A 20,374-nucleotide genomic window follows, 5' to 3' on the forward strand; every position below is an offset into this window, starting at 1 on the left:
GTTACCGTTACCGTTCCCGATCCGGTGAAGGGGCGCGTGTCGCCTACGGAGAGGATTGAGTCCGAAAAAGGGGGTTGTTGGAATGGACCATAACAGGGATTTCGAGAAGATCATCCAGAAGGACCGCGACCTGCATCGAACGCGTGCGTGGCGGGGAAACCTCCTCGGATACCTTGAGAAGGTCAAGGAGGACCCCTCCATCGCCAAGCTGGCGCACGCCCGACTCTACGACGTGATCATGAAGGCCGGAGTCCGCGACATCCAGGACACCGACGACCCCCACATCAAGCGCCTCTACAAAGACGAATCCATCAAGGTTTACGATTTCTTCGCCGACGAATTCTTCGGCATCGAAAAGACGATCTCGCAGATCGTCCGTTATTTCCACGCGGCTTCGCTCAAGGGCGAGGAAAGCCGCCAGGTCCTCTACCTCATGGGGCCCGTGGGCTCCGGCAAGAGCTCGCTGATCGAGAAGCTCCATCGCGGCCTGGAGGAAAGCGAGCCCTTCTACGCGATCGAAGGCTGCCCCATGTTCGAAGAGCCGCTCCATCTCATCCCGCGTCACCTCCGCAAGGAATTCGAGAAGATGCTTGGGCTCCACATCGAGGGCGAGCTCTGTCCGGTCTGCCGGTACAAGCTCAAGAACGAGTACAACGGCCGGTACGAGGAGTTTCCCGTCTGCACGATGGAGTTCTCCAAGCGCGCGCGCGTCGGCATCGGCGTGGTCCCGCCGGTCGACCCGAACAACCAGGACACTTCGGTGCTGATCGGCAGCGAAGACATCTCCAAGCTCGATCTCTACTCGGAGGGGGATCCCCGGGTGCTCGAGCTCAACGGCGCCCTGAATATCGGCAACCGCGGGATCGTCGAGTTCATCGAGGTGTTCAAGAACGAGATCGAGTACCTGCACTGCATGATCACGGCGACCCAGGAGAAGGTCGTCCCCGCCCCCGGCCGCCACGGTCTCGTCTACGTCGACACGGTGATCGTGGCTCACTCCAACGAAGCCGAGTGGCAGAAGTTCAAGGCCGATCATACCAATGAAGCGATCCTGGACCGGATCGTCGTCATCCGGGTCCCTTACAACCTCCGGCTCTCCGAGGAGGTCAAGATCTATCAGAAGATCATACGCAACTCGGATTTTCGGGCCCACGTGGCACCGCACACGCTCGAGATCGCCTCGATGTTCGCGATTCTTTCGCGGCTCGAGCCGACCAACAAGTGCGACCTCATGACCAAGCTGAAGCTCTACAACGGCGAAGAGGTCGTCGAGAAAGGCAAGACCAAGAAGATCGACGTCCAGGAGCTGAAGGAGGCTTCGAAACGCGAGGGCATGTCCGGGATTTCGACCCGCTTCATCATGAAGGCGCTCGACAACGCCCTGTCCGACAATACCGCCGGCAATTGCATCAACCCGATCAACGTCCGCGAGGCGCTGATCAACATGGTGAAAGAGGCGGACCTGTCCGACGACACCCGCAAGCAGTACCTGGAATTCCTGCAGGACACCCTCCACAAGGAGTACCTGGAGATCCTGGAGAAGGAGATCACCCGCGCCTTCGTCTATTCGTATCAGGAGCAGGCCGAAGCGCTGTTTCAGAATTACCTGGACCACGCCGAGGCTTACGTGAACAAGACCAAGGTCAAGGACCGCAACACCAAGGAAGAGCTGGCTCCCGACGAGGCGTTCATGAAGTCGATCGAGGAGCAGATCGCGATCATCGGATCCGCGGCCGACGGCTTCCGCCAGGAGGTGATCGCCTATCTGTGGGCGGCGAACCGGCGCGGCGAGAAGATCGACTACCGCAGCTACGAACCGCTCAAGGAGGCGATCGAGAAGAAGCTGATCACGTCGGTTCGCGATCTGAGCCGGGTGATCACCAAGGCCCGCATGCGCGACGAGGAACAATCCGAGAAATACAACGCGATGGTCAAGAACCTCCTCGAGAACGGGTACTGTCCGAGCTGCGTCGACGTGGTCCTGAAGTACGCGGCCAACAATCTCTGGAAAGATTGACGCCGAGGCCGCCCGGCATGGAAACGGTTTTCCGCCCTTACAACCCTTCTTCGGGACAGCGAAGCGACCGGAGCGCGGGCGACCGCCTGCGGCACCGGCAGAAGGTTCGCGAGGCGATCCGCGGAAACATCGCGGACATCATCGCCGAAGAATCCATCATCGGCAAGGACAAGAACCGCGTGATCAAGGTGCCGATCCGCGGCGTGAAAGAGTACCGCTTCATTTACGGTGAGAACGCTCCCGGCGTCGGCCAGGGCGGAGGCGAGGAGCCGCAACCCGGCCAGGTCGTGGGGGAGGCGCAGGACGGCAAGCAGGGCCAGCAGGCGGGTGACCGTCCCGGCATCGACTATTACGAGACCGACGTCACGCTCGACGAGCTGATCGAACTGATGTTCGAGGATCTGGAGCTGCCCGATCTCGAACGCAAGCGGCTGAGGCAGGTGGAGGTCGAAAAGCAGTTCCGCCAGAAGGGATTCCGCCGCAAGGGCATACGGGTTCGCCTCGACAAGAAACGGACCGCCCTCTCCCGCGTCAAGCGAAAGAAGGCCTCCCTGCGGCGCCAGGCCGTGACGCTCCAGCCCCAGCGCTTCCCGTTCCACAAGGACGATCTGCGCTACCATCACACGGTGGCGGAAATGCGCCGGGAGTCGAATGCGGTCGTGCTCTGCATCATGGACACGTCCGGTTCGATGGACACCATGAAGAAATACCTGGCGCGGAGCTTCTTTTTCCTGCTCTACCGCTTCCTGTGCAGTCGCTACCAGAATGTCGAGATCGTCTTCATCGCCCACCACACCGAAGCGCAGGAGGTGACCGAGGAGGAGTTCTTCCACAAGGGCGAGTCCGGCGGGACCTTCATTTCGTCGGGTTACAACAAGGCGCTCGAGATCATCGAGCAGCGCTATCACCCTGCGCTCTGGAACATCTATGTGTTCCACTGCTCCGACGGCGACAATTTCGAGTCCGACAATCCCGCCGCGCTGAAGGCCGCTCGAGAGCTCGCTCGCGTCGCCAATCTCTTCGGCTACGGTGAGATCAAGCCCCTGGGATCGGGATACTACGGCAGCAGCATGATCCAGTTCTTCGCCGAAATCCAGGAGCCCAACTTCCAGACCGTCCAGATCCAGCGCAAGGAGGACATCTGGCCGTCGTTCAAGACGTTTCTGGCCAGGGACCGCGCGCGTGAAGACGCGGCCTGAGAGCGTCATGCCGGAGTACACGATCGAGGATCTCCAGTACTGGAACGCGCGCATCGTCGAGCTCGTGCGGGAGTTCGGGCTCGACCCCTACCCGCAGGAGTTCGAGATCTGCGATTACGAGGACATGCTCTCCTACATGGTCTACTCGGGGATGCCCTCGCACTACCCCCACTGGTCCTATGGCAAGGCCTACGAGAAGCTCAAGACGCTGTACTCCTACGGCGTGACCGGCCTGCCGTACGAGATGGTGATCAACTCGAATCCGTCGATCGCCTACCTGATGCGCGACAACACCCTGGCGCTCCAGATCCTCACGATCGCGCACGTCTACGCGCACAACGATTTCTTCAAGAACAACTTCACCTTCAGCACGACCCGGGCCGAATACACCATCGAGACCTTCAAGACCCACGCGGATCGCGTCCGCCGGTACATCGAAGACCCGAGCGTCGGCCTGGAAAAGGTCGAGCGCGTGCTCGACGCGGCGCACGCCCTTTCGCTCCAGTGCCGCCGCAATCTCGCCATCCGGAAGCAAACCCCCGAGGAAGAGATGGCTGCCAAGCTGGAAGAGTCTCAGCCGCCCGCCGACCCCTTCCGCTCGGTTCATCGGCCGCAGGAATACACGCCGCCGGATCTCGATCGGGTCCCCCTCTACCCCGACGAGGACCTGCTGATCTTCATCCGCGATCACAACCGCCACCTCTCGGATTGGGAGAAGGACCTGCTCACGATCGTTCACGAGGAAGCGCAGTACTTTTTGCCCCAGATCGAGACCAAGATCATGAACGAAGGTTGGGCGAGCTTCTGGCACAAGCGGATTCTCGAGGCCCTTCAGCTTCCGCAGGAGCTGCATCTCGAGTTCCTGGTCCGGCACACACAGGTTCTCCGTCCCACTCCGGGCGCGCTCAACCCCTATCACGTCGGCATGAAGGTCTGGGAAGACATCGAGAAGCGCTGGGATCATCCCACGCCCGAGCAGATTCGGGAGTACGGCCCGCCCAAGAAAACGGGGAAGGAAAAGCTGTTCGAGGTGCGCGAGGTAGAGCGCGACACCTCGTTTCTGCGCCGTTACCTCACCGAGGAACTGGTGCGCGATCTCCAGCTCTTCGAGTATCGCGCGCGCGGCAATGCGCAGGTCGTCACCCGGGTCGCGGACGAAGAGAACTGGCGCCAGATCAAGGAGACCTTGATCCAGAACGTCGGCTCCGGCACGATCCCCGTGATCAAGGTGGAGGACTCCGATTTCAACAACAACCGGACGCTCCTGCTCAAGCACTACCACGATGGGCGCGACCTGCAGCTCGAGTACGCGGAGAAAACGCTGCAGTACGTCCAGCAGCTCTGGGGGCACGACGTGGCGCTGTCCACGATCATCAACGACAAGAAATCCCTGCTCTGCTACTCCGACAACAAGCTCACGATCAAGAACGCCGCCTGAGAGTCCCGCCGGCCGAAACGACAGGCCCCCGCGGGAACACCGCCCATGATCACGTCCGACCAGCTCGCCGCCATCCAAGACTGCGTCACCAACCGGCTCGATCCGGAGCGACTCCGCGCCCGCTGGCTCTGCGCCGTGATCGGCGACGGCCCCTCCACGTACTCCAGGAGCCCGGCGCTGTGGAACGCGGCCTTCCGCGCTCTCGGCCTCGACGCCACGTACGTGGCGCTCGACGTCCGCCGCGAACGGCTGGGTGATTTCTTTGCAGCGCTGCGCGCCTGCGGCGGTTTTCTGGGCGTGAACGTCACCGTCCCCTACAAGATCGAGGCGCTGGCCTATCTCGACGAAATCGATCCCGGGGCGCAGCGCATCGGGGCGGTCAACACGATCGTCCGCGACCCCGCCTCCGGCCGTCTCGTCGGCTTCAACACGGACGGGGCGGGATTCGTGGAAAGCATCCTGACGCCGCAACCGGGACGAACGCGGCCGTTCGTCGAGTCGCTCGACGGGGCGCGGATCCTGTTGATCGGCGCGGGCGGATCCGCTCGCGCGCTCGCGTTCCACCTCTCCGATCGACTGGGGGAAGGCGAACTGGTGATCGCGAACCGGACCGAGTCGCAGGCGCGCGCCCTCGCGGGCGATATCAGGGGAACCGGCCGCCGTGCGCGTGCGATCGACGAATCGGGGATCGCGGACTTCGCGCCCCACGCGGACCTGATCGTCAACGCCACCACCAAAGGACAGAGCGGTCTGCGCAAGCTTCCCGACGGGCGGCTCGTCGACCTGGAGCCCTACTCGGCTCTGGCGCCCGCTCGTCCGGTGCCGTGCACCGAGGCCGAGTGGGCGAACCCGGAGCTGAGAGAAGCATGGCGGGCAGCCGCCCGAGCCGATATCGAGGCCAACCATCGCGCTTCCAGGGCGGTGGCCGGCTCCGTTCCCCCCGGCACCGGCTTTTGCGACATCATCTATCACCCCGAGGAGACCGTTTTCCTTCGCCACGGGCGGGAAACCGGCCACCGCACGATGAACGGCAAGGCGATGATCGTCTGCCAGGCCGCCATCGCGCTCCGAGATCACGTCTGCAAGCGCGAGCTGGCGGCGCTGAGCAAGGCCGATCCCGCCAGCTACCGGCGGATCCTGGAAACCATGTACGCCGCCTGGTAGCGTCCGACCGCGGACAACAGACCGCTGCCTCGCAGGCCGTCGCCCATCGCTGCCCGAGAGCGGGCTGTCCGACCGCTCGGGTCACAACGGGAGCTTCACGTTCCCGTGCCCGTGCTCTCCAGGCCTCGGCCATGCCTCGGTGGATGTCCGGCCGCCAATGAACTCCCTGGCGAGCATCAAAGCGACAGCCGGTTCAACCTCAGAGCGTTGGTGATGACCGAGACGGAGCTGAAGGTCATCGCGGCGCTGGCGATGACCGGGCTCAACAACCAGCCGAAAAACGGATAGAGCACGCCCGCCGCGATCGGGATTCCCATCACGTTGTAGACGAACGCGAAGAAAAGGTTCTGCCTGATGTTGCGCATTGTGCCGCGGCTCAACCGCCGTGCCTTGGCGATGCCACGCAAATCGCCCTTCACCAGCGTCACGCCGGCGCTTTCCATGGCGACGTCCGTTCCCGTGCCCATCGCGATCCCCACGTGCGCCTGAGCGAGCGCGGGCGCATCGTTGATGCCGTCGCCGGCCATCGCCACAATGCGCCCCTCGGCCTGCAGCCGTCTGACGATTTCGCCCTTCTGCTCCGGCAGCACTTCCGCATGAACTTCGTCGATCCCGAGCTTGCGCGCCACCGCCTCCGCCGTCGTGCGGTTGTCCCCCGTGAGCATGACGATCCTGACCTTGTCCTCGTGCAGCAGCCGGATCGCCTCCGGAGTCGACGCTTTGATCGGGTCGGCGACCCCGACCAGCCCGGCGATCTGTCCGTCCACGACGATGTACATCACCGTCTGCCCGTCCCTGCCGAGCTCCTCGGCGCGCTCGGACAGGCCGCCCGGCTGCACGCCGAGATCGTCCAGCAACCGCCGGTTTCCGAGCGCCACGCGCTTGCCTTGAACGATGCCCGTCACCCCCTTACCGGTGAACGAGCGGAATTCCCGGGCTTCCGAAAGCTCCAGGCGTTTTTTTTCGGCGGCCTCCACGATCGCCGCCGCCAGCGGATGCTCGCTTCCCCGTTCGAGGCTCGCCGCGAGCGCCAGGATCTCGTCTTCCGTCCGTCCGGGTACGGGAACCAGCGTCGTCAGGCGAGGCCTGCCCTCGGTCAGCGTCCCGGTCTTGTCGACCACCAGCGTGTCGACCTTCTCCAGCACTTCCAGTGCCTCGGCGTTCTTGATCAGCACGCCCGCCATGGCGCCCCGTCCGGTCCCGACCATGATCGACATCGGCGTCGCCAGGCCGAGGGCGCAGGGACAGGCGATGATCAGAACGGCAATGGAGTTGAGCAACGCATAGGCCATGGCCGGCTCCGGGCCGGCGACCGCCCATGCGACGAACGTGATGCCGGCGACTACAACCACCGCCGGCACGAAGTACGCGGCCACGGTGTCGGCGAGCTTCTGGATCGGTGCGCGGCTGCGCTGGGCTTCGGCCACCATGCGGACGATCTGCGCGAGCAGCGTTTCGCTCCCCACCCGCTCCGCGCGCATCACGAAGCTGCCCGTGCCGTTGACCGTGCCGCCCGTCACCCGGCTGCGCGGGACCTTTTCGACCGGAATCGGTTCGCCGGTGATCATCGATTCGTCCACCGAGGTCGAGCCTTCGAGCACGACGCCGTCGACAGGAATCTTTTCACCCGGCCGAACCCGCAGGCGATCCCCCGGCTTGACGCGCTCGAGCGGGATATCCGCTTCGGTTCCGTCTGGCAGGATCACCCGGGCTGTTTTCGGCGCAAGCCCCAGCAGCGCCTTGATCGCCTTGCCCGTCTCGCTGCGGGCTCGCAGCTCCAACACCTGTCCCAGCAACACGAGCGTGGTGATGATCGCGGCCGCATCGAAGTAGACCGCCACTTCTCCGCCGTGGCCGCGAAACGACTCGGGAAAGGCGCCTGGAAACGCCGTCGCGCCGACGCTGTAAACGTAGGCCGTGCCGACCCCGATCGAGATGAGAGTGAACATGTTCAGGCTGCGGTTCACGATTGAGGCCCAACCGCGCTCGAAAAACGGGCGGCCGCCCCAGAGAACCACCGGAGTCGCGAGCGTGAGCTGAAGCCAGTTCAGGAGATGGGGTGAAAAGCTGCTGTGAACCGGCTTGCCGGGCAGAAATTCGGTGAGCGCCAGGAGCGCAATCGGCAGACTGAGAGCCGCGCTGACCCAGAAGCGCCGCGTCATGGCGGCGAGCTCCGGGTTTTCCTCCTCGAGAACGACGGTCCTCGGCTCCAAGGTCATGCCGCAGATCGGACAGGATCCCGGCGCGTCGCGGACGATCTCGGGATGCATGGGACAGACATACTCGGTCTTCTGCGGCGAAAAGAGGCCCGGGAGCTCGGGCTCGAGCGCCATACCGCACTTCGGGCAAGCCCCGGGGCGGCTTTCGCGAACCTCCGGGTCCATGGGGCAGATGTAGGTCGCACCCGCCGGAGCCGCCCGCTCCTCCTCGCCGCCGTCCGCGCCTCCCGTGTACCTCGCCGGTTCCTGCTTGAATTTTTCCAAACAGTGGACGCTGCAAAAAAGGTAGGTCCTGCCGTCGTAGTCGAAGCGGCCTGCCGCCGTTTCCTCGTCGACTTCCATGTTGCAGATGGGATCGATCATCGCGCTTTTCCCCGTCGAAACCCCGCGGATCTATTATGGAGTTCCTAAGTATATGGACATCGCATCATGGCGGCGTGCGGGTCGAAACCTTCCGGCCGCGGTCAATGGCCCGGCGCCTCCCAGGCCGCCACCTCATCCTTCCCAAGAGGGGAGCTTCACGTTCCCGTGCCCGCGCCCTCCAGGTCCGGGCCCACTTTCGATGGACGTCTATCTGCCCATGAACCTTCTCGTTCCCGTCTCCCGACCGCGCTCGGGCGCCGGTCACGGAGGTCGTTATTGCGCGGCCACGATGAGCCTTCGGGGGTCGATCCGATCGACTCTTCTGTCTTGAACCATTTCGCTTCCAGTGCAAGAATCGCCACTGAGTTCATCGACAGGCATCGACCAGCGGCCGCGAGCGCAGAACAGCGCCGTCCCAAGGTCCCGGCCCGAGCATGGCACCATTCCATATCTACGTCTACGTATCACGTACATATCACGAATTCGCTTAAAGAGCCCGGGAGGAAATCACAATGCCGACCGACGAGACTCGGCGCCTGTTGAAAGTCTTTGGCATTGCCGTAACCGCGCTGGAAGACGCGGTCAACAAGGGCGCTCCACCCGAAGAGCTAAATAAGTTGGAGGCCGCGGCGCTCGCCCGCCTTGAAGAGGTTGCGGCGCTCATCGAGCGCCTCCGCCCAAAAAAGCAATCCTAGATGCCTCCGAAGCGTCCCGAGTTTTCGAGAAGCCCACAACCTCAGCTCGGGTCTGACCAAGCTCGCTTCCCCACCTGCCCAACTTCCTTCCCTGCTTTTTTGGAGATCACAGCCCATTGATTTCCTCTATCTTGAGAACCCGCCTCCTAGCTCGCTGCCTCCCTCCCGCGGACCAAAGCAGGAATAAAAGCCGGGCGTGGCAGCCATGTAGCGCCGGTACTTTTCGCCGAACTCCGCTAGAGCTTCTTGCTCCTCTTTGCGTGCCAGCCTCACGTACATGTAGACGAGGATTGGAAACATCACCAGCGTAGGTATCGTCGGCCACTGAAAAAGAAAGCCGAGCATGATCAAAATAAAGCCGACATATTGAGGATGCCACGTTGCCATTGAATCCAAGCAAAGAACCGCTCTACCAGGCAGCGTCGCTCGTAGCGACGCAGCCGGCAGGCGAGGCTCGGCTCGACCGACCGGTCGGAAAGTACTTCTTATTGTGCCTTCTTCATTCCCCGTCCCATTCGTTCCGACATTTGCTTCATCATGACCGACATATCGCCCATCATCTTCGACATGCTTTGCATTTCTTCGGGCGTCATCTTCCCCTCTCGCATCATCTGCCCCATCTCCCCCATCATCCCGCCCATGTCCCCCATCATCTTTCCCATGCCTTGCATGTCCTCGTTCTTCATCATTCCCTGCCCTTTCGCCATGCCGCCCATTCCGTTGCGCATCTCGGCCATGCGCCCTTGCATTTGCTTCATTCTGCCCATCATCATGCGGCCGCCCTGCATGCCTTCTCCTTTCATGGGCATGTCTTTTTTCATCGGCATCTCTTTTTTCTCCTGGGCCCAGGAGGGAAGAAAACCGAGAGCTCCGGCTAGAACCAGCGCGGTAACGATCTTTTTCATGCCGACCTCCTTCGCGTTTCTAAAATTCATCGTGCGAAATGGTTCACCTTCCATCCCCGAGGCGTGCGTCGTGCAACTGGCCCTCCATCTCTGACAAACATTGTGGATGGGTGTGGAGCCAAAGTCCGCTACATCAGGTCCCGCTTTTTGGATTCGAACTCTTCTTTGTCGATCTCTCCCCGCGCATACCGGCGGCGCAGGATTTCCAGCGCGGAATCCGACCCGGCTTCTCGTCCCTGGCTGAGCAACCAGCGAATCAAGAGGACGATGCCGACAATGACGAGGGCCCAGAAGAATACCATCATGAACATCATGCCGAGACCCCAGGCTCCCCACCACATCGGATGCATGCCCCACCCCCATTCATAAGAACGTTCCTGCGCAAACCCGATACCGGGGAGCCACCACGCCAACAGTCCCACTGCCGTCCAACCCCGATGCCCCATCTTGCAACCTCCTGTTCTGCGCGGCGCAGGTCCCTTTCTCCGCGCGTAGCGTCGTGCTGCTCCTCGTTCCTCGGCCGTCAGCCTGCACGAGATATCGTACTGACGTTGTGCATCCATGAGATGTACCACCCTGCGATCCACGCAAGAAGCCCGACATAGACTGCGCCCCAGACCATGGTCACTGGAGTGCCCCACGTAAGACCGGGGATTAATTCGAAAAGCGCGTGGTGCAGCTCTCTCGCTTTGGCGGACAGCAAAACACCGTAAAACAGGCAAAGACAATAAAAGATTTCCATGCCCAGCGCGCAAAGCGCGGCGTATTTCGACTTGGACAACACGTGAACTCACCTCCCGGGCCGTGGCTGCTCCGTACACCTCGGGGCCATCGGCTAGTCCAGATTCCAGCTAAACTTTCTCTCCTCGACCCCCGCGATATTTTTGATTGCGATCTCAACACGCTTGGTTTCGGCAGAGAGCTCGGGAAACGTCAGCGTCACTTCCCGGTGGTGCCCGCCGCCTCTGTTCTCGGCTGCGACCGGAGCGTAGCTTTTGCCGCGATCGTCTCGCAGAACGGCCAGGGTTTTCAGATCGTAGGCATCCAGATTGACCGAGTGAGTGTCGAGCGTCACCTGGAATCGCGGTTCGGTGCGCCTTCCGGGATTGAGGTACGCGACCTTGACGGTGACCCCGCCGCCCGAGACCGCTTGAGCGGAAGCCGCCGCAGCCGCCGCGGTCGGCATCGTCGCTATAAAACTCCATGCAACGACAAGCTTCAGTACAACCTTGAAAACTTTCAACGCACGTTTCTCCTTTCCTGTCGATGGCCCCGAGGGATTCTCGCCGCCGGCCGCAGATTCACCGCTGCGGCAGGACGCCGTACTGCCCGAACGATCCCGCGCCCGGAGCGATGCGCGAGTGCGACGGTTGCACGGTGGCGCAATCGTATGCGGCCTCCACGGAATCCATCAACTTTCGCATTTTGTCGGCGTCAGCCGGTTCTTTCATTTGAACCGTGTGCAATGTTTTCGCTTCCTGCAGCCAGGTGCGACGCACCCCAGCCTGTCCTCGAGGGTAACGATTTGCGGTGCTCCGGAACGGCCACCGTACTCCCCACCGGGGCGATGGCTCCGAGCAGACTCTTCTTCCAGCTCGCCGCTCCATGGCTTCTCTCCCGCAGCGGCCGTGCGAGCCAACCGGCACACACTAACCCGCGCGCATGTTCGCCGGCGGCCGTCGCAACGACCAGCCCCTCCAGATTTCGAATATGACGGGGTACACCATCAGTTCGAGCGCAAACGAGCTGACGACTCCCCCGATCATCGGCGCCGCAATCCGCTTCATCACGTCCGCGCCGGCGCCGTGGCTCCACATGATCGGAAGCAGGCCCATGAGGATCGCCATGACGGTCATCATCTTCGGCCGGATGCGCTTTACGGCGCCTTCGCTGATCGCCTCCCGAAGGTCTTCTATCGTGCTCATTCTCCCCTCCATGCGCCGCCGCTCGTAGGCCTGATCGAGATAGAGAAGCATGATCACCCCGGTTTCCGCATCCACGCCTGCCAGCGCGATGATCCCGACCCACACGGCCACGCTCAAATGATAGCCGAGCAGGTAGAGACACCAGATCGCCCCGATCAGGGAAAACGGTACCGCCAGCAGAACCACCAGGCATTTGGCCGTCGACTGGAGGTTGAGGTAGAGGAGCACGAAGATGAGCAGCAGCGTCAGCGGGACCACGTACAGCAGACGCTCCTTGACGCGCTGCATGTACTCGTATTGCCCGCTCCAGGAAAGCGTGTAACCGGGGGGAAGCTTGACCTGCTCGGCGACCTTTTTCTTGGCTTCCTCCACGTAGCCGCCGATATCCCGCCCCGCCATGTCGACGTAGACGTAGCCCGCCAGCTGCGCGTCCTCGTCCCGGATCATCGCCGGCCCGGAAACCACTCGAATCTCCGCTAGTTGAGCGAGCGGCACCTGCGCCCCGTTCATGGCGGGAACCAAAACACGCTTGAGCCGCTCGGGATCGTCGCGCAGCTCCCGGGCATAACGCACGCTGATCGGGTAGCGTTCCCGTCCTTCGACCGTGGTGGAGATCGCTTCTCCTCCAACCGCCGATTCGATGACCGCCTGCACCTCGTCCAGAGCCAGGCCGTAGCGGGCGACTTCCTCGCGCCTGAGCTCGAAATCGAGATAGTAGCCACCGGTTACGCGCTCGGCGAAAACCGTCCGCGTACCCGGAACCGTCTGAAGCACCGCTTCCAGGCGTCTTCCGATATCCTCGATCTGCGCGAGATCGGGGCCGAAAATCTTGATGCCGACCGGAGTGCGGATACCGGTCGAGAGCATGTCGATCCGGTTCTTGATCGGCATGGTCCATGCGTTGGCGACGCCGGGAAGGCGGACCTTCCTGTCCATCTCATCGACCAGCTTTTCCCAGGTCATGCCCGGCCGCCACTCGGATTCCGGCTTCAACATCACCGTCGTTTCGCCCATGCTGAAAGGGGCCGGATCCGTCGAGGTCTCGGCCCGCCCGGCCTTGCCGAACACCCACGCCACTTCGGGAAAGGTCTTGAGGATACGGTCCTGAATCTGCAGCAGCCGCGCCGCCTGGGTGACCGAAATGCCCGGCAGCGTCGTCGGCATGTAAAAAATCATTCCCTCGTTCAGCGGCGGCATGAACTCGGAGCCGAGGCGAAGGAAAACCGGCACGGTGACCGCCAGCAAGGTCAGCGCCGCTGCGATCGTGATCATCCTGAAGCGCAACACCGCGCGCACGACCGGCGTATAGAGAGCGATCAGGACGCGGTTGACCGGGTTTCTCGCCTCGGGCCGGATCCGGCCGCGGATGAGCAGGAGCATCAGCACCGGGGCGAGCGTGATCGACAGGAACGAGGCGAAGAACATGGCGAAGGTCTTGCTGTACGCCAGGGGCTTGAAGAGCCTCCCCTCCTGCGCCTCGAGCGTAAAGACCGGGAGGAAGGACACGGTGATGATGAGGAGCGAATAGAAGAGCGGCTTTCCCACCTCCTTGGCGGCCTCGATCAGCACCTGATTCCGGTCTCGCTGCCGGCCGGTCTCCTCCCACTGCTCCAGCCGTTTGTGGGCGTTTTCCACCATTACGATCGCTGCGTCGACCATCGCTCCGATGGCGATGGCGATGCCGCCCAACGACATGATGTTCGACGTGAGGCCTAGGTAATAAATCCCGATAAAGGACAGGATGATGGCGATCGGAAGGGTGAGAATGGCGACGAGGGCGCTGCGGACGTGGAAGAGAAAGATCACGATCACCGCGCTGACGATGATGCTCTCCTCGATCAACTTTTCCTTCAACGTGGCGATCGATCTGAGGATGAGATCCGAGCGATCATAGGTCGTGACCATTTTCACCCCGGCGGGCAGCGAAGGCTCGATCTCCTTGATTTTCGCCTTGACCCGGTCGATCAGGTCGAGCGCGTTTTCACCGTGACGCATCACCACGATCCCGCCGACCACTTCGCCCTTCCCGTCGAGCTCCGCGATCCCGCGGCGCATGTCGGGCCCGAGCGCCACCGTAGCAATGTCGCGAACGAGGATCGGCGTGCCGCGATCGCCTCCGACGGCGATCGCCTCGAGGTCATGGATCGATCGGATGTACCCGCGTCCCCGAACCATGTATTCCGCGCCGCTCAGCTCGATCGATCGGCCGCCCACGTCGTTATTGCTCATTCGGATCGCGTCGATGACGCTTTTGATCGGCAGCCGATAGGCGAGCAGCTTGTTGGGATCGAGATTGACCTGATACTGGCGCACGAATCCGCCGATGCTCGCCACTTCCGCAACGCCTTCCACGCTGCCGATTTGATAGCGGAGATACCAGTCCTGGAGACTGCGGAGCTGGGCGAGATCGTGCCTGCCGGATTCGTCCACGAGCGCGTACTGAAAAACCCAACCCACGCCGCTCGCGTCGGGTCCGAGAGTCGGAGTCACCCCTTTCGGAAGCTTGTTGGCGACCTGGTTCAGGTACTCCAGCACCCGGCTCCGGGCCCAATAGATGTCCGTGCCATCCTCGAAGATCACATAGACGTACGAAAAGCCGAAATCGGAGAATCCCCGGACGAACTTGACCTTCGGGGCCGAGATCATCGTCGTCACGATGGGATAGGTGATCTGATCTTCGATGATCGTAGGGTTGCGGCCCATCCAGGGGGTGTAAACGATCACCTGCACGTCCGACAAATCCGGAATGGCGTCCAGGGGCGTATTCCTCAGGCACCAGATTCCGGCCGCGCCCAGAAAGAGCACCATCAGAAAGACGAGGAATTTGTTCCTGGCACTCCCTTCGATGATTCTTTCGATCATTGACGTGTCCTACTGAGCCGTGATGGTAAACTTCTCCTGAATCGGTTTTTGCCCGCTGCGCTCCACCACTACGACGAGGTCCCATCCTCCCGCCATGGCGAAGCTCACGGTCGCCTCGTAAACGCCGCCATTGACGTGCCTCGCCGTCGTCTTTAGCGGGGCCATTCCGGGCATGTTCATGACGGCGGTGATTCGCACCACGGCGTCCTGCACGGGGTTCCCCTTGGCGTCGCGAACCGTCAATCGCACCACGTTTTCCCCGAGCTTCGGTTTTGCGGGTCGGGTTTCAAGAGACAGGTTCAGGCCCCCTGCTTTTTTCTCCGCCGGGCCGGCAGCGGCCGGGGCAGCCTGCGGCCCGCCCCCCATCTCCATATCGGGCATGCCGGCCATTGCCCCCATCGCCTCGTGCAGTCGGCTTTCTGAATCCAGCAAGAAATTCGCGCTCGCGATGATGCGCTCGCCCGCCTCGAGACCTGAGAGAACTTCGTAATATCCGTCGAACCTGGCTCCCGTCTTGACCTCGACCGGCTGGAACCGGCCTTCGCCTTTGTCGAGAAAGACGACTTTTCTGACACCGGAATCGAGAACTGCTTCCACCGGAACGGCCAGCTTCCGGCCCGCCGGTATTTCGATCTCCACGTTGGCGTACATTTCCGGCTTGAGAGCGTAGTCCGGGTTCGGAAATTCCAGCCGCACCTTTGCGGTGCGGGTTTTCTCGTCCAGCACGGGAGAGATCCAAGAGACGCGCCCGGTGAACGTTCGCCCGGGAAAATACGAAAGGCTGATCGTCGCCTTCTGGCCCGGTCGGACCGCGCCGAGCTCGTACTCGTAGACGTCGGCGTTGACCCAGACCCTGGAAAGATCGGCGATCGTGTACAGTTCCTTGTCCGGCATGACCTTCATCCCTTGAAAAACGTCTTTCTTGAGAACGAACCCGCTGATCGGGGAATGAAACGTGAGAGTGGTCTGCGGCTTGCCGTTTTTCTCCAGCGCCGCGATTTGGTCGTCGGTTATGTCCCACAAAGCGAGCCTGCGCCGGGCAGCCTGCAAAAGCGACGCCGATCCCCTGCTGATCTCTTTCAGGGAGCTCGAGCCCAAGGTCTCCTCCGCTTTCAACGCAAGGAGATACTCCTCCTGGGTCGAGACGAGATCGGGGCTGTAGAAGGCAAAAAGAGGCTCGCCCTTCTTCACGAGCTTGCCCGTGTAGTTGACGAAGAGCTTGTCCACCCATCCATCAACCTTGCTGAACACTTGAGCCACCTTGGTCTCATCGTAGGTCACGATCCCCACGGTCCGGATCTTCCGAGCGAGCGGACGGATTTCAGCGACAGCCGTGCGTATTCCGACCAGCTGTTGCCGCTCGGGTCTCACGCCCACCGCCCCACCGGACATGTCGTGTCCTTCCATCGCCGCGGGACTGGACTGCGCCGCCGCGTGAGACGCAGCAGGTTCATCGCTTCCCGGAGCTGTACGACCGAGCCAGTATCCGATGGCGAAAACCGCCAGCACCAAACCCAAAAGACTCACTATCCTCACGGTTCTCATGGCATTCTCCGCGTGTTGTTCAACCGATCCTTCATTCTAGATCCGTCCCGACGACCCGCTCGAGCTCCGCCAGACTCTGCACCAGGCCCACCGTGGCCTTGTAGTAACCCATGCGGGCCTCGCGCAAGGCCCGCTGGGCTTCCAGGAGAGCCACGAACTCCACACGACCGGTTTGATAGGCCGCCAGAGCAGCTCTGAAGGACAGCTCGGCCTGCGACAGCAGTCCTTCCTTGTAGAGCTGCAGCGATCTCCTGGCGGCCTGCACCTTGGCCCGGGATTCGCCGAGCTCCCTGAGCGTCATGTTCCTCATCGCATCCCGATTGGCCCTGGCGGCGCGAATCTCCGCCAGCGCTTCTTCGACCTCGAAGTTTCGTTTGCCCATCGTCCACGGCGAAAACGGAATCGTGATGTTGATCATCGCGGTATACCGTTCCTTGTTCATCTCCGTCGGCATGCGCATGTAGTCCCAGCCGACCATGAAATCGGGAAACTTGCGGTTGCGCTGGGCAAGCTCGTACAATTTCTCTCCCCGTTCGACCCCTTCCTCGGCGCCTTTGAGCTCCGGACGGTTGACCAGAGCGAGCTCGGTCAGGTCGGCGAGGCTCGCGGCTCCGTTCGGCACCTCGAGATCCGGCGGCAGCTGGATAGGCTCCGTGGGAGGCCGGTACATCAAGGTGTTGAGCGCGACGGCGGCTGCGCTTCCGCTCTCCTCGGCGAGGATCAGCTGGTTCGTGAGCTCGCTCTGCTCGACCAGAGCTTTGAGCACATCCTGCTGAGCCGCCCTGCCGACCTGATAGCGTGCTTCCGTCGCCCGGATCACGGTGCGGATGATTTCCAACTGCTCGCGAAGGATCTCGGCGCTCTTTCGCGCCATGAACAGCTCCGCATACGCCGTTTTCACCCTGGCGATGATCTCCCTCCGCTTGGCCCGGAGCTCCTGTGCAGCTACCTTGACGTCCTGCTGCGCGATCTTTTCCTTCAATCCCAGCTTGCCGAAGAACGGCAGCTTTTGACGAATGCCGATGAGGTTGGCGTCAGCTCGATCCAGGCTCGTCGGGTGGGAGAAGGGCACTCCCCCGAGCTGAAAAGCGATCTCGGGGTCCTCCAGGTACGGCGCCTGCCGCGCTCGGGCCGCCGCGGCTTCCAGCCGGCGCTCGAGCGTCTGGACCTCGGGGTTCTTCGCGAGGGCCTCGGCGAGCGCCTCCTTGAGGCTCAAAACCTCCTGGGCTCTCGCCGGCCGGCCCGACCCGCCCGCGCCAAAGCACACCACGGCGACCATCGCAAAACAGCAGCGCCTGAACATCGGATCTCCCTTCTCGGTCCTGGGCCCCGTCCGCTATCGTTCGCGGGGGCCGCAATCGGCTGGCCGGCCTAGCCACCATGCACGGCGAGAGCCTGCTCGAGCTTTCGCGGATCGACAGGCTGACCGGCTTTGAGTCGTTCCAGCACATCGTCCATGATTCTCTTGTGCAGCAACATCCTGCCTTTCGGTCCACCGGTCAGGTTCCGGGTTTTCCACTCGCAGTCTTTTTGTGCTTCCTCTAAAAAGGCGATCAACTCTTCGGCGGAGCGGGGACGGGCCTGTCCAGAAACCGCCGTTAGAAGAACCAAAGCAATCGATAAACCAGAGATCTTGCTTTTCATGGCTCACTCCTTTCTGGCGACCGACCGACCGCGATGTCGGTTGCTCGCACTTACACTGCTGCAGGGAGCCAGACACAGTCCGGCTCAACCGGAAGCCAGGGAGTGAGCTTCTAAAGACGGAGTGCCGAGTGTGAAATAAACAACGGCTGGGACGTGGTACGACTCGGCTCTCCGCCCGCCAGTCGCATGGCAACGGGAGTTGCCTTTGATTGCCAGATGGACCCGTCGATGGAAAGCTGAATCCAGTGCGCGCCAACCGCGGTCGTCGAAGCAGCCGACGACGGGGAAGGGGCAGTCACCGACAGCATTCGGTCGCGAACAAAGCCGCAAGCGTCCGGCTTACTGGACGGAGCATCATGCCGAGCGCCGACAAGCAAGAGTTCATGGTTAGACCCGTGCCCCGCATATTTATAACCCGCGCAGGCATGGCCCACCGTGACGGCAAGATAAAGCAGAGCGATCAAACTGACCGCCGTGATGAGGGGCCATTTCGCGCCGGATCTTGATCGCCTGACCATAAACTCCGACCGAGCTTTCCTCACGACGTCCCGCGAGCAAAGCCGATGCCACCACCGTTCAATCGGCACGACGATCCTTCGACAAGGTCGAAATCTATCAATTGACACCGCCCGCTGGCAAGATAGCCGGATTGTTTTTGTCAATCTTGGGAATTCCCCCGCTCATTCCTTCTCGCTGCTGACAATGGCCCCGGATCTGAACTGAATTTCCGAAAGCCGTCCGGTCTTCGCCCAACCGTTTTCGGCCATCGGCATCTCGCCCGATGCAGGCGGTTCTTTCGGGGACGGCTCGGAGCGACCGGAGCACAAAACCGGGATGAGCACGATCCAGACGAAGATCAACGCGATACAAATGAAGTGAACATAGGTTATATAGTTCTCGGTCGAGGCGAAGCTGAACAACAAGATGATAAACCCGGCGATTGCGTCTCCGGCTCTTTCGACAGTCACGTCAAGAAAGCTCTTGACCCTCCTCATGATACCCGGGGCCAGGGCCATATAGACGATCTCCATGCCGCTCTTATGGATGCTGTTGCGCAGCGTGGCATCGGCCATCCGGGTCGCCGCTGCCACAAGCAGACTGGGCCAGATCATAATGCTCGTCGTGCCGACAAGAAGGACACCCGGTGTAAGGTAGAGGCTCAGTTGCAGGCCGAAGGTGCGCAACGTTTTCCCCATCAAAATGAGTTGAGTAAAAAGGCTGGCCACGCTCAACCAGCCGTAATACGAACTGAAAAAGCCCGCGAGAGCTCCTCTCGAAGCATAGGCTTGCTTCGCCGCCGTCTTGAATTGGAAGTCGATCAGGGTCGACACGATCACGGACACCAAAATTAACACGGCGATCGTTTTAAGATACGCGGAACCGGCGAGAAGCTCCCCTGGATTCGCGGTGTGGATTTCTTCCGGCTTCAGCGGCATCTTCAGTTCCTTTTCGGAAATTTTTTCCTCGAGCCGCTTTTCCCCCCAAAGAACCAAGGCCGAAGCTGCGACGTAAAGGGCTGCAACCACCCACATCAAATGATTATTCTCGGCGAAGAGGTGAAGCCACCGTTTGACTCCGAATCCAGCTAAGGCCCCGCCCACCGTGCCCCCGGCAGTGACGAATCCGAATGACCGGATGCCCTCGTCCGGGGTGAAAAGATGATTGGCGAGAGTCCACAGTTGAGCTACGGCGGTGACGCCCACGATCGCCGACCAGATGTAAAAGGCATAATGGCTCCACCAGGGATCGTGGTAAGTCAGCACGAACCAGAAAATGCCGAGGTTCGAGACGATGAGCGCGTTGGTCACCAGGACGAGCCGGACGATTGAAAGCTTTGCGGTGTACCTTGTATAAGCGGCAATCGTGACTCCCGCCGACACGGCAACGACGATATAGAGGTACGGCAGCTCCGAAATTGAATGATGACCGAGGAAGATACTGTCGCGGAGAATCTTGATTTGTAAAAGTCAACACCCGATCTGACAGTCGTCGGTTAAGTCCTCGTCGTCAGCCATTGTTTACTCCTCCCACTCACGCCGCAATCATCTTTTCTTTGGCCAAGGGGATACTGTCGATGAAGGTCTGCATCGGAGTCTTCCCGTAACACCACCGGCCTTGGTGAGGGCGCTCTTCATTGTAAGCCCTCAGCCACGCATCGAGATCGGCCTGGAGCTCCTCCAGCGTTGTGTAGATCTTTTTCCGAAACGCCACCCGGTAGAACTCGTTGAGCACGGTTTTGTGAAAGCGTTCACAGATCCCGTTGGTCTGCGGGCTCTGGGCCTTGGTGCGCGTATGATCGATATCCTCCAGCGCCAGGTAAAGCTCATATTCATGCCGCTCTGGATTCCCGCAGTACTCCGTCCCTCGGTCGGTCAATACTCTCTGCAGCACCACCCCA

General features: G+C 61.5%; 15 protein-coding genes and 1 pseudogene. 5 read left to right on the forward strand and 11 right to left on the reverse strand.

All coding sequences use genetic code 11. The features are described from left to right. The first annotated feature begins 82 nt into the window (after nucleotides 1–82). From VNN77_05265 to VNN77_05280, 4 genes are read left to right on the forward strand one after another with little or no spacing between them, the layout of a single operon-like run. Nucleotides 83–2,017 (forward strand): serine protein kinase, encoded by a 1,935-nt coding sequence (locus VNN77_05265; GenBank protein HXG50803.1) that lies wholly within the window; start codon nucleotides 83–85, stop codon nucleotides 2,015–2,017. 17 nt (nucleotides 2,018–2,034) lie between these two features. After that, nucleotides 2,035–3,216: a sporulation protein YhbH gene (gene yhbH / locus VNN77_05270; GenBank protein ID HXG50804.1), complete on the forward strand. Its 1,182-nt coding sequence runs from the start codon at nucleotides 2,035–2,037 to the stop codon at nucleotides 3,214–3,216. A gap of 7 nt (nucleotides 3,217–3,223) precedes the next feature. Further along, nucleotides 3,224–4,654: a SpoVR family protein gene (locus tag VNN77_05275; GenBank protein HXG50805.1), complete on the forward strand. Its 1,431-nt coding sequence runs from the start codon at nucleotides 3,224–3,226 to the stop codon at nucleotides 4,652–4,654. Between the two features lie 45 nt (nucleotides 4,655–4,699). After that, nucleotides 4,700–5,818, forward strand: coding sequence for a shikimate dehydrogenase (locus VNN77_05280; GenBank protein ID HXG50806.1), 1,119 nt, complete (start codon nucleotides 4,700–4,702; stop codon nucleotides 5,816–5,818). A gap of 176 nt (nucleotides 5,819–5,994) precedes the next feature. Here the strand turns inward: VNN77_05280 and VNN77_05285 are convergent, their stop codons facing one another. Next, nucleotides 5,995–8,400, reverse strand: coding sequence for a heavy metal translocating P-type ATPase (locus tag VNN77_05285; GenBank protein HXG50807.1), 2,406 nt, complete (start codon nucleotides 8,398–8,400; stop codon nucleotides 5,995–5,997). A 512-nt stretch (nucleotides 8,401–8,912) separates the two neighbouring features. On the opposite strand from VNN77_05285, the gene VNN77_05290 reads away from it, so the two are divergent. Then, nucleotides 8,913–9,095, forward strand: coding sequence for a hypothetical protein (locus VNN77_05290; protein ID HXG50808.1), 183 nt, complete (start codon nucleotides 8,913–8,915; stop codon nucleotides 9,093–9,095). Between the two features lie 126 nt (nucleotides 9,096–9,221). Here VNN77_05290 and VNN77_05295 read toward each other — a convergent pair. The 10 genes and pseudogenes from VNN77_05295 to VNN77_05340 form a co-directional block, all read right to left on the reverse strand. Continuing rightward, a pseudogene (locus VNN77_05295) lies at nucleotides 9,222–9,470 on the reverse strand (isoprenylcysteine carboxylmethyltransferase family protein). Nucleotides 9,471–9,580: 110 nt separating this feature from the next. Beyond that, nucleotides 9,581–10,000: a hypothetical protein gene (locus VNN77_05300; protein HXG50809.1), complete on the reverse strand. Its 420-nt coding sequence runs from the start codon at nucleotides 9,998–10,000 to the stop codon at nucleotides 9,581–9,583. Nucleotides 10,001–10,128: 128 nt separating this feature from the next. Continuing rightward, complete coding sequence (locus tag VNN77_05305; GenBank protein ID HXG50810.1) at nucleotides 10,129–10,446, reverse strand: SHOCT domain-containing protein; 318 nt, start codon at nucleotides 10,444–10,446, stop codon at nucleotides 10,129–10,131. Nucleotides 10,447–10,835: 389 nt separating this feature from the next. Beyond that, nucleotides 10,836–11,243, reverse strand: coding sequence for a hypothetical protein (locus VNN77_05310; protein ID HXG50811.1), 408 nt, complete (start codon nucleotides 11,241–11,243; stop codon nucleotides 10,836–10,838). A gap of 406 nt (nucleotides 11,244–11,649) precedes the next feature. Further along, nucleotides 11,650–14,787, reverse strand: a complete 3,138-nt coding sequence (locus VNN77_05315; GenBank protein ID HXG50812.1) for a CusA/CzcA family heavy metal efflux RND transporter — start codon at nucleotides 14,785–14,787, stop codon at nucleotides 11,650–11,652. Nucleotides 14,788–14,796: 9 nt separating this feature from the next. Beyond that, entirely contained in the window at nucleotides 14,797–16,332 is a 1,536-nt protein-coding gene (locus VNN77_05320; GenBank protein ID HXG50813.1) for an efflux RND transporter periplasmic adaptor subunit, read from the reverse strand. A 31-nt stretch (nucleotides 16,333–16,363) separates the two neighbouring features. After that, nucleotides 16,364–17,635 (reverse strand): TolC family protein, encoded by a 1,272-nt coding sequence (locus tag VNN77_05325; protein ID HXG50814.1) that lies wholly within the window; start codon nucleotides 17,633–17,635, stop codon nucleotides 16,364–16,366. Nucleotides 17,636–17,703: 68 nt separating this feature from the next. Beyond that, nucleotides 17,704–17,976 carry a hypothetical protein gene (locus VNN77_05330; GenBank protein HXG50815.1) on the reverse strand — a complete coding sequence of 91 codons (273 nt, stop codon included), beginning with the start codon at nucleotides 17,974–17,976 and terminating at the stop codon, nucleotides 17,704–17,706. Nucleotides 17,977–18,656: 680 nt separating this feature from the next. After that, on the reverse strand, nucleotides 18,657–19,784 hold the full coding sequence (locus VNN77_05335; protein HXG50816.1) for an Npt1/Npt2 family nucleotide transporter: 1,128 nt from the start codon (nucleotides 19,782–19,784) through the stop codon (nucleotides 18,657–18,659). Nucleotides 19,785–20,007: 223 nt separating this feature from the next. Continuing rightward, nucleotides 20,008–20,374, reverse strand: a 367-nt coding sequence (locus tag VNN77_05340) for an integrase core domain-containing protein (protein ID HXG50817.1), incomplete at its 5' end; no start/stop codon positions are given.

It is taken from the genome of Candidatus Zixiibacteriota bacterium (assembly GCA_035574315.1).
Classification (GTDB): domain Bacteria; phylum Desulfobacterota; class Binatia; order UBA9968; family UBA9968; genus DATLYW01.

Coding starts and splice junctions, on each gene's coding strand:
- VNN77_05265 (HXG50803.1), top strand. CDS start 83: ATGGACCATAACAGGGATTTCGAGAAGATCATCCAGAAGGACCGCGAC.
- yhbH (HXG50804.1), top strand. CDS start 2,035: ATGGAAACGGTTTTCCGCCCTTACAACCCTTCTTCGGGACAGCGAAGC.
- VNN77_05305 (HXG50810.1), bottom strand. CDS start 10,446: ATGGGGCATCGGGGTTGGACGGCAGTGGGACTGTTGGCGTGGTGGCTC.
- VNN77_05275 (HXG50805.1), top strand. CDS start 3,224: ATGCCGGAGTACACGATCGAGGATCTCCAGTACTGGAACGCGCGCATC.
- VNN77_05330 (HXG50815.1), bottom strand. CDS start 17,976: ATGAAAAGCAAGATCTCTGGTTTATCGATTGCTTTGGTTCTTCTAACG.
- VNN77_05300 (HXG50809.1), bottom strand. CDS start 10,000: ATGAAAAAGATCGTTACCGCGCTGGTTCTAGCCGGAGCTCTCGGTTTT.
- VNN77_05285 (HXG50807.1), bottom strand. CDS start 8,400: ATGATCGATCCCATCTGCAACATGGAAGTCGACGAGGAAACGGCGGCA.
- VNN77_05315 (HXG50812.1), bottom strand. CDS start 14,787: ATGATCGAAAGAATCATCGAAGGGAGTGCCAGGAACAAATTCCTCGTC.
- VNN77_05290 (HXG50808.1), top strand. CDS start 8,913: ATGCCGACCGACGAGACTCGGCGCCTGTTGAAAGTCTTTGGCATTGCC.
- VNN77_05280 (HXG50806.1), top strand. CDS start 4,700: ATGATCACGTCCGACCAGCTCGCCGCCATCCAAGACTGCGTCACCAAC.
- VNN77_05325 (HXG50814.1), bottom strand. CDS start 17,635: ATGTTCAGGCGCTGCTGTTTTGCGATGGTCGCCGTGGTGTGCTTTGGC.
- VNN77_05320 (HXG50813.1), bottom strand. CDS start 16,332: ATGAGAACCGTGAGGATAGTGAGTCTTTTGGGTTTGGTGCTGGCGGTT.